Origin of the sequence: Gelidibacter gilvus (genome assembly GCF_004115975.1) — a bacterium.
Classification (GTDB): domain Bacteria; phylum Bacteroidota; class Bacteroidia; order Flavobacteriales; family Flavobacteriaceae; genus Gelidibacter; species Gelidibacter gilvus.
In genome coordinates, this window is record NZ_SDDZ01000013.1 from 1 (window position 1) to 14,252 (window position 14,252).

Consider the following 14,252-nt stretch of genomic DNA (forward strand, 5'->3'; position numbering starts at 1 on the left):
TGGTGATGATTATTGCTTGTTGGATTGGAAATAAAACGACGAAGGAGATTTATTCCACTTCAACAATGCCAGGAAGACAATTGTCAAAATTTAATGGAGAAAAGGCTTGTTTTTTGCCTCAGTTCTTCTTAAAATAGTTTTGTGCTTAACATTTTTCACGTTGGTAAGTAGTTCTTTCACTTCGTTCTGAGAGAGAATTTCAGGTAAGCGTTTGTCTTTTATAGGGCGTTCAATACTGCTGATATCCAGCTGGATGTTGCTATGATAACTGTAAAATAATTTGATAGCGCTTATTATTTGGTTTTGAAACGTTCTGCTGTAGCTATTCTTCAGGATGTAATTTTGATTGAATAAAATAATATCACTTTTGGTAATCTCTTCAATCGCTTTTATATTGTTGAATTTGAAGAATATGCGCAAAACACCTATATAGTTATCTATGGTGTTTTGGCTATACCGTTTCTGCAAAAGATAGGTTTTAAAGCTATTTAGTGCATCATGATGGGGTGTAGTTAGCTTTCCAAGTGGTGATGGCTTTTCAACTGAAATTGGTTTAACTGAAATTTGATTCGGATACCTGAGTGCACTATAATCTATATAGTGATTTTGTCTCCGTAAATAATTGAATAGTTTTTGTTTATTTTCAGAGGTATGTTCAATATAAAAAACACCATGGGTTTGACTCCAGTTCACACCATTAAAGGCCTTGATATACTTTTCTAAATCTTCAGACTGATCAAAGTGAATCGCAATTTGAGATGCGTTTTTATGGACAAGCCAAGAGAGCGTTATAGTTGCCATACAGAGAGAGAGTTAAATGATGATTTAAATATAGCTATAAATCTCTGATTTTAGGTAACTTACAGGTTATTATGCTTTTAGCTCATCTTTATCGAGGTTTTAAGGTCTCTGATGCCTGTTGTGAAAAACAAGAGCAATTCAAAAAGAAGCGACTGCCTGGTTTTGTTTTGGTTTTTGGAATTTGTTTTTTTTTGAAATTTCAATACCTCTTGAGCTCTACCCTGAGGTCGTTTATTTAGAACACTTGATCTAAAAATGTCTTTATACTCTCCTGATTGGCACGTATCAATTCATTTCTGGCACTTTCAATATCACTTGGTTTTTTGTCTTGTGAAAGCTTAAATTTGCCTTCCCAATGGGTGATGTCAATTTCGAATCCTCTGACATAATTAATAAATTGTGCCATTCTAGGATTGTCCAAGGCTAAAGTGTATTTATGTTCAGGAGCTTCTAATAATGATGTCAGGTCAATCATGGACTGCATGATGGCCTTCGGATCAGCGATTTCTTTGACGGTGCCCTTGAGGTGAACCATGATATAATTCCAGGTTGGTAATTGTGTGGTGCTGTAAATACTTGGAGAAATATAACATTGAGGTCCTGAAAATATGACGGTAACATCATTGGAGTCTTTCAGCAATTCCGCTTGCGGATTATATCTATCCAAATGTCCGATAAGTTTTCCTTCAGAATAAATCAAAGGTAAATGCGAAATCAATGGCACGTTGTCCTTAACCGAAATCAGGATGGCCAGTGGATACGTTTTGATGACTTCAATCATGTGCTCATGATTGTCATCTTGATGTTGTTTTGGTGGGTAATTCATGCGCATTCCGGCAAAGGAAATCCCTTTACTTATAGATCATTATTTTAGGTTCCTACTATTTTTTAATTAGTAAGCAACCTTGCCCGTCCGAAGCTTTTCCGAAGGCAGGAAACTAGAAACCAACTTGTCCGTCGGTAACTTTTGCAAATCTATTAAAATTAGATCATTGTTTGACGTTTCTGAAACATTGGGATTCTAAGATCAAGTTCGAAAAATAATCTGTTAAAATAATACCGATACCTTAGGATTGTTCTCTTAAATCGACCTCATTTCTCACGCTTACGAAGTGATCATTTTGTAGAAAGGAGTTATCGTATGATTTCCCCAGATTTTATCCTAGAGTTTTTTAAAATTTCATAACTCATAACTCATAACTGAAAAATACTCAAACCCCAAACTGCCTCAAATGGTGGTCTAAATGTTTGTATTGCATTCTTCCCCATTGATCAGTGCTGAAACTCCCAAAATAAGGATGTTTCGGCCAATGCATATTTAAAGCTTTATCATGGAATTCGTTAATGGTTGTTTTTAAATGGTCTCTTTCCGTTTCAAAAATCTGTGGCTCAGTTACTCTGAAATCTTTGGGCGTGGTGACGCTCTCAGGCCAAGGTTTATCATTATAAAGGATCGGCTTGTAAAGCTTCAACACTATTTTTTTAAAAAACCCTATTTTTTCAGAGAGTTCCATTTTCCCAGTGGCAACCAACAACGGCATTTGACAGTGCTTTACCATTTGTGCCACATCCATTTCCCCCCAATTAGGCTTAGAGTTTTCTGACAGGAGATCAATACGGATCAATATTTCTTGATGTGCTTTTTTGTCAAATAGCGTTTGCATCTTCTCGCAATTAATAAATTGGTTCTTAAATTTACAATTTTTATCTTTTCTTTGATGAATATTCCCTATTTTTTATAATCGAAATGTAGTGCTTCTGCAATTAATGCTAACTTTATAACCACTTATAATCCATTTGGCGCCCATGTCAGAAAAACAACCTTCATTTTCCATAAAAAACTGGTCTCAGGACGATCAGCCTCGTGAGAAATTAAGAGATAAAGGAAAAGCGACTTTGAGTGATGCCGAATTGGTAGCCATTTTAATTGGTTCGGGAAGCAGAAACGAAAGCGCTGTAGAACTGTGCAAACGTATTTTGGCAAGTACCAATAACAATTTGAATGCTTTAGGCAAATTATCAATCAAACAGTTGACGGAATTCAAGGGGATTGGTGAGGCGAAAGCCATTACGATCATTGCAGCTTTAGAATTGGGAAGAAGACGTAGAGGAGAAGAAGCACTTCAACAACATAAAATTGATTCTAGCCAATCGGTTTTTGAACTCATGCAACCAATTATTGGCGAATTGGGACACGAAGAATTCTGGATCATCTATTTGAACAATTCCAATAAAGTGCTGCAAAAAAATCAGCTGAGCAAAGGTGGTATCACCGGAACTTTGGTGGATGTGCGATTGGCGCTTAAAATGGCACTTGAAGTTGGAGCTGTAGGTATCATTTTGGCACATAACCATCCATCAGGAACGCTAAAGCCTAGTGAAGCCGATAAACAAATCACCAAAAGATTAAAAAATGCAGGAGAGAGTCTCGACATTAAAGTTTTGGACCATCTGATCATTACTGAGAATGCCTATTTTAGTTTTGCCGATGAGGGCATGCTGTGACAATTTAATTCCAAATGAGCAAGCATCAAATTCCAATAATCGTGTTCCAAAACAAAATAGCTAAATCATAATAATCAAATGCCAAATTCCAATAGTTTTGTAGGTGTTGGAAGAATAAGGTTTGGTTAGCTGTTATAAAATAGGGTATTGTGAAAAAACTAATAATTTTGAAATTTCCCTGCCGTCAGCAGATAGCAAATTTTAGGTATGGAATTTATACTGTCATTATTGAAATACATCAGAAAAGCTCCTGTTTTGGAATTTGGAATTTTTAACTTTGGAATTTACTCCGTCAAATGCTACTAGTTTACACCCATAAAATTACCCCGAGATTAACCTATGCTTTTAGGCATATCAGTTCGCGTATCTTAGGTGTGCCCGTGAGTTTCACAACCACGGTGGAGGAATTTATTGCTCATGACAGCATGAAAATCTCCTACACCAAACAGCCCTTGAGCAGCGAGTTGTTTATTAGAAGCCATGAACTCTTATTTGAGCAGGGTATATCAGATGTGGATATTCATGTTCAGGACTGGGGTAGTACAAAATGCTTTTTTTCAACATCTGATAAAAGCAGTGTGCCATTTGATATTTTTGCAGCGACATTTTATTTGTTGAGCAGATATGAAGAATATTTGCCACACGTAAAAGACGATTATGGCCGTTTTTTGGCTACCGAAAGTTTGGCGTTCAATGAGGGCTTCCTGCACCAACCCGTGGTAGATATCTGGGCCTATAAATTTAAGGCCATTTTGCATTCGCAGTTTCCGGAATTTGAGTTTCCAATAAAAAAGTACAGCATTCAACCTGTTATAGACGTGCCAGTTGCCTATTATTTTAAAGAAAAAGGTTTGTTAAGAACTTTCGGGGGGACACTAAGTGATTTGTTCAGTTTGAAAATAAAACAGTTTTACAGACGTTTTCAAGCTTTGGCTGGTTTTAAACGCGATCCGTATGATACCTTTAAATGGATTGTGACCAAACAAAGACAAACCCCAAATAAGTTCATCGTGTTTTTCTTGATTGGCGAATATTCTACTTACGACAAGAATATCAACATCAATAAAAAGCGATTTGTATCGCTCATTAAATATGTAGCCGATTACTGTAAGGTCGGATTAAAAGTATCGTATTTGGCATTGGATGATAAGGAAATGCTGAAACATGAAAAGCGGACGTTGGAAGCCACCACGAACTATCCATTGGAAGCCTCCCGACATTCATTTTCGAAGTTGAATTTGCCCGAATCCTACAGAAATTTGATCGAATTGGAAATCAAGCAAGATTTCACCATGGGATACATCAATCATATAGGGTTTAGAGCAGGAACCTGCACACCATTTCAGTTTTATGATCTTGATTACGAAGTCCAAACTCCCTTGCAGATCAATCCGTTTCATTGCGTAGATTACGCCCTGTTAAAACGACAGTCCCTTCTTGATAAAAAGGAGGATCTCATGCGTGTTATCCGGGAGGTGAAAAACGTCAATGGCACTTTTGTGCCCGTATTTCACAATTATGCGTTTAGCGATCTGGACCGATGGAAAGGGTTCAGGGAATTATTTAGAATGGTATTAGAATCAGAACATGAAGATTAAAGCTATTAAACACGTTTTTTTTGATTTGGATCATACCCTTTGGGATTTTGATAAAAATTCTGCGTTGACCTTTGATAAAATTTTCAAAAAACATGAGGTCGATATCAGCTTAGATGCCTTTTTAGAGGTCTATGAACCCGTCAATTTGAGATATTGGAAACGCTATAGAAACGACGAAATTGATAAGATAGAGTTAAGATATGGCCGACTGCGCGACACATTCAATGAAATTAGTTTTGCTGTTGATGACACTTTGATCCATAATCTTTCAGTAGATTATATTGAATTCCTGTCCAGCTTCAGTCATCTTTTTGAAGGTACGCTTGAATTGCTGCAGTATTTACAGCCCAAATACCAATTGCATATCATCACCAATGGTTTTGAAGAAGCGCAAATGAAAAAGATGAATGCTTCTGCAATTACTTCTTTTTTTAAAACCGTTACCAATGCTGAAATTGCAGGGGTCAAAAAACCAAATCCGATAATCTTTGACTTTGCACTCAATATTGCAAAAGCACAACCACAAGAAAGCATCATGATTGGCGATAATTATGAAGCCGATATTTTGGGTGCGCTGAATGTGGGGTATGACGCTATATTTTTCAATTACAGAAATGACCAAACAGAACCACACATCAAGCAAATCAAGCATTTATCGCAACTAAAAAAGTATTTGTAATCAAAGATAATTCTCAAAAAACCTTTGATTCGGGATGCTTTAAAGGATTGTGCTATGAAGACAAGAGTATTTTCAAAAAGAATCTAAAAAGGGTGTAGAATTTAGTTCATTTTAAAATATAATTATTGATACGTCGTGACAAATGTCTTCATGCCATTAGCATGATGACCTAAATTATAATTTCTAACTTTATTGTATCTTTATAATCAAATTAATTTATCCAAACATCCTATGAAATCCATTCTTACACTATGTGCCTTTTTAATATTGTTCAACTTTAAAGGGGTCTCTCAAGAAAGCGTCAATGCTTATAAATACGTCATCGTACCAACATCCTATAATTTCTTGAATGAGCCTGATCAATATCAAATCAACTCTTTGACCAAGTTTTTATTTGAAAAACAAGGATTTAAAACACTCATGGCAGATGAAGTGTTTCCTGAAGATTTAAACAATAACCGTTGTCTTGGATTGTACGCTGACGTTGAAAAACACAAAGCATTCCTTAATACCAAATTACAAATCCACTTAAAAGATTGTAACAATAAGGTGGTGAAGTCTTCAGAGATTGGACAATCAAGAGAAAAAGATTTCAGTAAGGTCTATAATCTTGCCATAAGAGATGCCTTTAAAAGTTTTGAAAATTTAAATTATACCTATCAACCAAGTTCTCAAATCACCTCAAAAGCCACAAGCTTACCGTCTCAAAATGTGGAGAGCTCACAGGCACAAGAAGAAATTGACCGTTTAAAAAGAGAAGTGGAGGCACTTAAGGAAACCCAACTCCGTACTGCAGAGGCTGAGAAGCAAGCCGAAGCAGCAAAAGAAAGCGCCATGCGTGATAAGGAACCTGTTAACATTGAGATAAAAGGTGATAAAACTGTTCAAAAAGAAGCACAAATAGTACTGGCAGAAACCTTGAAGAAAGAAGCTAAATCTGATGAAAGTATTCAAACCTTATTTGCAAACCCTGTTGAAAACGGGTACACAATTATAGATGCATCTTCTAAAGTGTTGTATCATCTGGTATTTTCGGGTAAGGAAGATGTGTATATCGTTAAAGGCCAGGACGCCATTGTCTATAAAATGAATAACTCCTGGATTGTCTCAAAAGCCAGTGATTCTGGTGTTTCCATGAAAACGCTTAATGTGAAGTTCAACTAACGACTAACGTTGTTTACAAAATAAAAACCCCGAAGCACTTTTCTTGCCTCGGGTTTTTCTTTTTATAAATTTCTCTAATCCCTAATCCCTAATCCCTAATGCCTAATGCCTAATGCCTAATGCCTACTCCCTACTCCCTCTAATACCCATACTTTTCCTTCCAACGCTGTTTTAAAAATTCACGTTGCGAGTTTTCCCTGGCGTTATTTCCCGGATCGTAAAGCTTGGTGTTTTTGATTTCGTCAGGAAGGAACTCTTGAGGCGCGAAGTTGTTTTCATAGCTATGGGCGTATTGGTAATTATCGCCATAACCCAATTCCTTCATGAGTTTGGTGGGTGCATTTCGCACCGATAATGGCACAGATAGATCACCCGTTTGCTTGACCAATTGTTGTGCTCTCCCAATAGCCTCGTAAGCAGAATTGCTTTTGGGTGACGTCGCCAAATAGGTCGCACACTGACTTAGAATAATGCGAGATTCAGGATGTCCAATGACAGAAACAGCCTGAAATGTGGTATTTGCCATAACCAATGCCGTTGGATTGGCATTGCCAATATCTTCACTGGCCAAAATAAGCAAGCGTCGTGCAATAAATTTCACATCCTCACCACCTTCAATCATTCGGGCAAGCCAATATACAGCGGCGTTTGGATCACTCCCGCGTATCGATTTAATGAACGCCGAAATAATGTCATAGTGTTGCTCCCCAGTTTTGTCGTAACGCACCGTATTGCTCTGTACTTTTTGAAGCACGGCCTCATTGGTAATCACTATTTTTTCGTCCTCATCATAAGAGGTAATGATCAGCTCAAAAATATTCAACAGTTTCCGGGCATCGCCACCTGAAAGTCTTAATAAGGCCTCGGTTTCCTTGAGTTGGATATCGCGTTTAGAAAGCAGTTCATCTTCAGTGATGGCACGTTTCAACAAGGCTTCCAAATCTTTTTTATCGAAAGAATTGAGCACATACACCTGAGATCGGGAGAGAAGGGCGGGAATGACTTCAAAACTCGGATTTTCAGTGGTGGCGCCAATCAGTGTGACCCAACCTTTTTCAACCGCTTCCAACAATGAATCTTGCTGAGATTTGGTAAAACGATGGATCTCGTCAATAAACAACAGCGGATTTTTAGCGGTGAACAAGCCACCACTGTGCTTCGCCTTGTCAATGACCTCTCTTATGTCCTTGACCCCAGAATTGATGGCACTCAGCTTATAAAATGGACGGTTGGACTCATTGGCAATAATATTGGCCAAGGTCGTTTTTCCCGTCCCTGGAGGGCCCCAAAAAATCATGGATGGAATAATGCCCTGTTTGATGTGTTGCGTCAATACTCCTTTATCGCCAATCAAATGAGATTGACTCAAATAGTCCTTTAAGTATTGTGGTCGTAATCGTTCTGCTAATGGTGCGTTCATAATGCAAAATTACATGAATTCTTGCGAAATAATTAATTTACTACTAGACTATTGTAAGACAGTAGGTCTTGATGAAATTTATAGTGTGGAAATGAACATTGTTTTGGTGAGAATTTTAATAAATCAAAACAGAGCAGAGTTAATGGGCATTATTAAATAAAAAGTCTGTGTTCTATGTTCTAACAGCGAAGCGATCCTGATTCTCAAATTACCATGTCGGTGGTAAATTATATCTCGATCTCTATTTCTTGGGCATGCCTTTTTTGTGAAGGACAAAAAAGTCGTGCTCTCGCGGCTCAATCTTTTTGTTTTGAAAAAAAACAAAAAGGATTTTAAACAAACCGCTCCATCACTCATGCAGAAACGTGACAATTTTTCATATTTTGATCAAATGGATACGAATTTGATAAGAAACCTTTAAATTTAACCATGAGCAATCAACAACATTTCAGGTATTCAACAAGCGTTGTGGCCTATCCCATCTTTTTTTTGATGCTCATTTGGATTGTGTTCTGGTTGCAGGTCCGCTTTGTTCCGATCATTAAAACCTGGGGAATCGTCCCGGAAACCCTGATTGGTTTAAGAGGTATTGTTTTGAGTCCGCTCATCCATTCCAATATTGAACACATCTACCACAACAGTATTCCGCTGGTCATTTTGACCATGGCCTTATTTTATTTTTACAGGCCAATTGCCTGGAAAGTCTTGCTTTACGGCATTCTGCTTTCTGGATTGATCACTTGGACTATTGGAAGGCCATCTAACCACATTGGTGCCAGTGGGCTCATTTACGTCTTGGTCAGCTTTATTTTTTTTAAAGGAATTTTTGCCAAACACTTCCGATTGGTGGCCTTGTCACTGATGATCATCTTTTTATATGGCAGTATGATTTGGTATGTACTTCCCATTAAAGATGGGATGTCATGGGAGGGTCATTTGGGCGGATTCATAACAGGGTTGCTTTTCGCCATTATCTTCCGGAAAGCTATCGCCAAACCAGAGCGTTACGTATGGCAAGAACCACAGTATAATGAAGACGACGATCCGTTTTTAAGACATTTTGATGAAAATGGAAATTTTATTGAGAATTTGGAATTGGAAAATGAATTTGAAAGCGAAATTGTCGGCCTGATGGATGGACAGGAAGATGAAGATGAAAATGAAAATGAAGTTGAAATTGAAAATGATCGCCTGGCGAATGGGCAGGAAATTGAAGTCGAATTAGACCGCGAATTGGATGCGCAGAAAACCCATAGTGGACAAGGTACACCTAAGTTTAATTATATTTATAAGGAGAACAAGAAAGATTGAAAATAATAAAACCGATAGTATTCACTATCATTCAATTCTTCCAGTTTGTTTTAGTATCACCAACGCAATTGCTATTACTACGCCAATTCCAATAAAAAAATACCCTCCATATGCATCTTTATTCCCTCGGATAAAATAGGCCTCACCGTCTTTGTCAATAAATTGTACGGATTTATTAAACCTGTAATCCTGTTTTTTTTGTAGCAGCGTTTTATTAGCGTAATAGATGGTGATTTCATCGCCAATCTTTAAGTTGTCCAATTTTTCAAAATTGGGTCCGAAGTCTCCAGATGCCTTGCCTACAAAAATATCGAAGATTAGAGGAAACTCCATAATACGGATAAATCTATGGTTTCCTTTACCGCGATAATTGATCTCACCAAATGTTTTATCGTAGTAATCAATTTTTCCAGTGACATTGTCAAATTGAGCCTTTTCCTTATTACCTCTTAGAAACAGATAAATTCCAAATCCGATAATTAACACACAAGCGAGAAGTGATTTTTGAAAAATTTGCTTTGGTTCTTTTTTTGTCATCAAGGTGTGATTTTAGGATCCTTAAAATTGGAAAATTCCAACTGCAGAAAAACTTTGGATGCGTGGCGTCAATCAAAAATCTAAAGTCTTTGTCTAACCACTTCATACAAAAACGCACCGCAGGCCACAGAAACGTTCAAGGATTCGATATCACCTAAAATGGGCAATTTGGCAGTCTCATCAACAATTTTCAAAATAGAAGGATTGATGCCTTTTCCTTCAGAACCCATGATAATCGCACAAGGTTCCGTAAAGGAGACGTCGTAAAGATTTTGATCTGTTTTTTCAGTAGCAGCAACTACTTTAATGCCTGACGCCTGCATATAAAAAACGGCATCCTTAATATGATCTACCTTAGAGATAGGGATTTTGAAAATGGCACCGGCACTTGTTTTGATGGTATCGCCATTAACTGGAGCACCTCCTTTTTTCTGGATGATAATACCTGAAACTCCAGTACATTCGGCAGTTCTGATGATGGCACCAAAATTTCTAACATCACTGATCTGATCCAAAAGTAGAAATAATGGCGTTTTGCCTGATTCCAAAACATTGGTAACCAGTTCTTCCAAAGGATAGAAGCTGATGGGCGCTATTTGTGCCACAACCCCCTGATGGTTCTTGGTGGTCAATCGGTTGAGTTTTTCAACAGGCACATAAGAAAAGTTCAAACGTTCTTTATGTAAAAGTTGCTCCAATTCAGTAGATAAATCGCCGCGCAATCCCTTTTGTAAAAATATTTTGTCAATGTTTTCACCAGATTTGATGGCTTCTATAACCGCTCTGATTCCAAAAATAGTTGTTTCGTGTTCCATGGGCGCAAAGGTATAAAATTACCGTCTTAGTTTGATCAGGTTTAATTAAGAATAGCCAATTAACTAGTGCTTTATAATTTTTCTGCTAATACTTGAATTATTTGAATAGATCTTTAGGATATATATTCCAGATTTGTAGGAAGATAAATCGAGAGAACGACCATGAGTGGACTTTCCAACTTGTACCCCTAAAATATCGAAAATTTCAATTTTGTCAATGGGCTTTTTAGAACTGATGTTGAGATAGGAGTGGACTGGATTTGGATGGATTTTCAAGCTTGTAAATTGATCATCTTTAAGATTTAGAAGTGTACAATTGCTTAAATTCGGATGGCCTTCAATAGGTGCTTTTGGTGTAAGATATCTCCCAACGAAAGCCGGGTAATCCTTACCATATTTGTAGGCTCTAAAAACAAGGTTACTTGTGGCAGAAGAACCTTGATCCACTATCGCTCCGGTATTTGAATTAACTGGATTGATATATTCCCAAACGATATTCTCGTTTTCATCAATTTCGAATAACCTTCCTGCACTACCTTGACAAATCAGGATATTGTTATTTGGAAGTCTTTGCGCGCCACTGACGATTCTGGAGTAAAATTTAGACGTACCATTATTCAAATCTGAATAGGCGTAATCCGGAGCTAATGGACCATAAGCACTATTGCTGGTGAGGCTATAATTTCCGGGAGAGCTGGTTGGTGGAATGATGATAAGGACTTCTGAAAACTCAGGAGTTCTTTCATCACCATTATTGAACACCAATATTTTCCCTTCGTCCATCAGACCTTTTTGGATAAAATGGGGAGAATGTTGTCCATACAGTTGTCGGTCAGCTTCAGTGCCTTGATCATAAGCTTGAGGATTTCCCCATCGATATAGAAAATCGCCTCCTTTACCATATTTGCCGCCTGTACTTGATGACGCCTCCAGAGTTGTTGTGGAGTGGTCAATAATCCAAAATTCACTTAAATTTCGAGAACTAATAACTATTTGATCTAAAGTAGCATCATACTGAATTGAGTTGATATGTAACCAGTTTTTACCTTTAAATTTTTCATTTATAAAATTGATATTCAACCGTTGTGGATTGCTACTGACCTCTCCATAATTCTCTTTGTTGGAGTCGAAATCCTGAATCAAATGGTCTGATGCGTTCCATTGCCATACAATGTTTGCCTTATCAGGTCCTACAGGTTGGAGCTCAACAATCTGTTGGTCATACAATCCGTCTTCAATTAATAATGATGGATTTCGACCGGCAGCAATGGCTTGGGCATAGGTCATTTGTTTTAACGCCAACACCAAGATGTTTCCGTTGGGCATCGGATAAATATCATGATGTTGCACTACCGTATCATCTGAATAATTATAACTCCAAATTAAATCGCCATCCCAATTGTATTTCTCAATTCGACCACCTTTTGGAAACGAGGGGAAATTGAGGTTCTCAATACGAGAGGCACGAAGCAAAGAGCCATCTTCCAAGAGATAAAAAGCACTTCCTGGAGGATAGTTGCTAGTCCAGGAATTGATGACTTCACCACAATTATTGATAAGGTAGGTTAATTTATCTACCGAGAAAAGTGTATAACCGTTATAAGCTTCTTGGGTATTAAGAATAGTGCCAACGGTATTTTGAGAAAATGTAAGGCTTGAAAATAGGAGTAAAGAGAAGAGTAATATTTGTTTCATTTGAAATATTTTGAAATTTGGTAAGGCGTTACAAAACTAATATAAATTTTTAGCGCGTGGTTTTATAACCAGAACTAAAAAAACCTCTTAAGCATAAAGCTTAAGAGGTTTTTCAAAATTTAAGTAGGCAAATTAGATTAATTCACGTCCCAGAATAATTTACTGAATACGGTATCGCCATCACTTAACTTAGATACTGCGGCTGCTCTGTTTTCTCCATTTAAAGTTTGTAACGTGACTGGATACTTGACACGACTAGGAAGCGTGGTAAGGTCCGTAACGCCAGATAGAAACACATAGCTAGGCTCACCAGCTGCTGCAGCTTGAGCCGCAGGAAGCGTGTAAGTTTCACCAGGTAAAAACAATATAGAAGTGTTTGGATATCCAGTTCTTCTAAATTCAGCATAAGCTTGATGCCCTTGCATGTAAAGCGCAACGTATTTTTGGTTAAGTACGTTTTCTTTATTTGCAGCAGGCAATGTAGCTAAGAATGCCGTTATGGAAGCAGCGGGAACTTCCCATTTTTCCATTGATGCTTTTACAGCGTTTACATAGTTTGCTTGAGCAAATCCATTTAATTCAGAAAGTAAAAATTCCACTTCTGAGTATTCCATGAGAACTTCTTGGAAATCTGGCTTTAATACATCGCTGCTCGGAAAAGAGTAGAGATCAAAACCTAATCTGTTGACTTTATTATAGGCATAAGGAACACCTACGTAATCATTATAATTAGTGCTTGGAGTGTAATCTGCATCTTTAATAGATTTGATGCTTGCCGTCATTGGTGCTGCAAATTTAAATAATCTTGGATCTGGACCAAAATTACCTGTAACGCCTTTCAATAAGTCAACAAATGGAGCTGCAACTGCAAAGTCAGTTCTACCAATAAACGATTTCCAAATTGGATTTTCGTTACCATTGCCAGTTTCATAAAATTGTGCAGCATTATCATCATTACTTTCCATGACACCGTCTGCAATAGCAAGTGCAATAGCGGCATTAGCAGAAGTAGCGTCAACGTCCTTAAGATTTGTTGCTACTCTTAATATTAAAGAGTTAGCAAGTTTTTTCCATTTGGAAGCATCACCTTGAAAAATGTTATCACCACTCGTAAAACCAGATTCGTTAACATCGATCATGTCAGCAGACTCACGAAGTTCTTTCAAAATGTCAGCATAAATCTTTTCCTGAGAAGCGAAAACTGGAGACAATATCTCGTCTACTTGTAAGGCTTGAAAATCAGGATCGTTAGAGCCATATGACCAATAAGGAACATCACCAAAAGTATTCGTTAATTGGTGGAACATATAAGCTAGCATAATTCTTGCCGCTGCAACTTGATTATTGTTGTTTCCTACGGCTGCTGCTGCTTCCTTGGTAGCCTCATCAGTATTATATTCAATAATTCTCTGTAAATCGGTAGCAACCGCATAGACTACGTTGTATGAATTTGTAGCAGTGGTTTCTCTGTATAGGTACCGATCTTCATCAGCATAACTATTTTGGCCCCAATATTCAACCCAATTCAATGTGAATCTTCCATGATTGAATTCGTTTCTGGTTGAAGAGAAGTATTCTTCAGTTGCACTATTAAAAATAGTATTGGTCGGCACGACTTCAGGACTGTTTGGGTTATTATTGACGTCCTCGATGTCCTTAGTACATGACACTATACTTAAGCTAGTGATCAATACTAATATTCCTATATATTTTATTTTTTTCATCGT

At 37.5% G+C, this 14,252-nt stretch carries 13 protein-coding genes; 5 read left to right on the top strand and 8 right to left on the bottom strand.

Features of this window, described 5'->3' with window-relative positions:
- Nucleotides 1-90 precede the first annotated feature (90 nt).
- The 3 genes from ESZ48_RS15735 to ESZ48_RS15745 form a co-directional block, all read right to left on the bottom strand.
- Nucleotides 91-801: a phage integrase N-terminal SAM-like domain-containing protein gene (locus ESZ48_RS15735; protein WP_129018464.1), complete on the bottom strand. Its 711-nt coding sequence runs from the start codon at nt 799-801 to the stop codon at nt 91-93.
- A gap of 235 nt (nt 802-1,036) precedes the next feature.
- On the bottom strand, nt 1,037-1,627 hold the full coding sequence (locus ESZ48_RS15740; protein ID WP_129018465.1) for an FMN-binding negative transcriptional regulator: 591 nt from the start codon (nt 1,625-1,627) through the stop codon (nt 1,037-1,039).
- Nucleotides 1,628-2,012: 385 nt separating this feature from the next.
- The gene (locus ESZ48_RS15745; protein ID WP_129018466.1) at nt 2,013-2,465 is read right to left on the bottom strand and encodes a DUF1569 domain-containing protein; all 453 of its coding nucleotides are present in this window, start codon (nt 2,463-2,465) and stop codon (nt 2,013-2,015) included.
- A gap of 142 nt (nt 2,466-2,607) precedes the next feature.
- On the opposite strand from ESZ48_RS15745, the gene radC reads away from it, so the two are divergent.
- The 4 genes from radC to ESZ48_RS15765 all read left to right on the top strand — a co-directional run bounded on the left by radC (nt 2,608) and on the right by ESZ48_RS15765 (nt 6,747).
- Nucleotides 2,608-3,306 (top strand): RadC family protein, encoded by a 699-nt coding sequence (radC, locus tag ESZ48_RS15750; RefSeq protein ID WP_129018467.1) that lies wholly within the window; start codon nt 2,608-2,610, stop codon nt 3,304-3,306.
- A gap of 296 nt (nt 3,307-3,602) precedes the next feature.
- Nucleotides 3,603-4,904: a polysaccharide deacetylase family protein gene (locus ESZ48_RS15755; RefSeq protein ID WP_129018468.1), complete on the top strand. Its 1,302-nt coding sequence runs from the start codon at nt 3,603-3,605 to the stop codon at nt 4,902-4,904.
- Nucleotides 4,894-5,583 (top strand): YjjG family noncanonical pyrimidine nucleotidase, encoded by a 690-nt coding sequence (locus tag ESZ48_RS15760; RefSeq protein ID WP_129018469.1) that lies wholly within the window; start codon nt 4,894-4,896, stop codon nt 5,581-5,583. The genes ESZ48_RS15755 and ESZ48_RS15760 overlap by 11 nt, the downstream gene beginning before the upstream one ends.
- 231 nt (nt 5,584-5,814) lie before the next feature.
- Complete coding sequence (locus ESZ48_RS15765; protein WP_129018470.1) at nt 5,815-6,747, top strand: hypothetical protein; 933 nt, start codon at nt 5,815-5,817, stop codon at nt 6,745-6,747.
- Between the two features lie 139 nt (nt 6,748-6,886).
- On the opposite strand, the gene ESZ48_RS15770 is transcribed toward ESZ48_RS15765, so the two are convergent.
- Nucleotides 6,887-8,167: a replication-associated recombination protein A gene (locus ESZ48_RS15770; RefSeq protein ID WP_129018471.1), complete on the bottom strand. Its 1,281-nt coding sequence runs from the start codon at nt 8,165-8,167 to the stop codon at nt 6,887-6,889.
- Nucleotides 8,168-8,596: 429 nt separating this feature from the next.
- On the opposite strand from ESZ48_RS15770, the gene ESZ48_RS15775 reads away from it, so the two are divergent.
- On the top strand, nt 8,597-9,478 hold the full coding sequence (locus ESZ48_RS15775) for a rhomboid family intramembrane serine protease (protein WP_129018472.1): 882 nt from the start codon (nt 8,597-8,599) through the stop codon (nt 9,476-9,478).
- 27 nt (nt 9,479-9,505) lie between these two features.
- Here ESZ48_RS15775 and ESZ48_RS15780 read toward each other — a convergent pair whose 3' ends face one another.
- From ESZ48_RS15780 to ESZ48_RS15795, 4 genes are all read right to left on the bottom strand, one after another.
- The gene (locus ESZ48_RS15780; protein ID WP_129018473.1) at nt 9,506-10,015 is read right to left on the bottom strand and encodes a sortase family protein; all 510 of its coding nucleotides are present in this window, start codon (nt 10,013-10,015) and stop codon (nt 9,506-9,508) included.
- An 80-nt stretch (nt 10,016-10,095) separates the two neighbouring features.
- Nucleotides 10,096-10,830, bottom strand: a complete 735-nt coding sequence (rlmB, locus tag ESZ48_RS15785) for a 23S rRNA (guanosine(2251)-2'-O)-methyltransferase RlmB (protein WP_129018474.1) — start codon at nt 10,828-10,830, stop codon at nt 10,096-10,098.
- 63 nt (nt 10,831-10,893) lie between these two features.
- Nucleotides 10,894-12,525 (bottom strand): aryl-sulfate sulfotransferase, encoded by a 1,632-nt coding sequence (locus ESZ48_RS15790; protein ID WP_129018475.1) that lies wholly within the window; start codon nt 12,523-12,525, stop codon nt 10,894-10,896.
- Between the two features lie 137 nt (nt 12,526-12,662).
- Nucleotides 12,663-14,249, bottom strand: coding sequence for a SusD/RagB family nutrient-binding outer membrane lipoprotein (locus tag ESZ48_RS15795; RefSeq protein WP_129018476.1), 1,587 nt, complete (start codon nt 14,247-14,249; stop codon nt 12,663-12,665).
- Between the last annotated feature and the right edge of the window lie 3 nt (nt 14,250-14,252).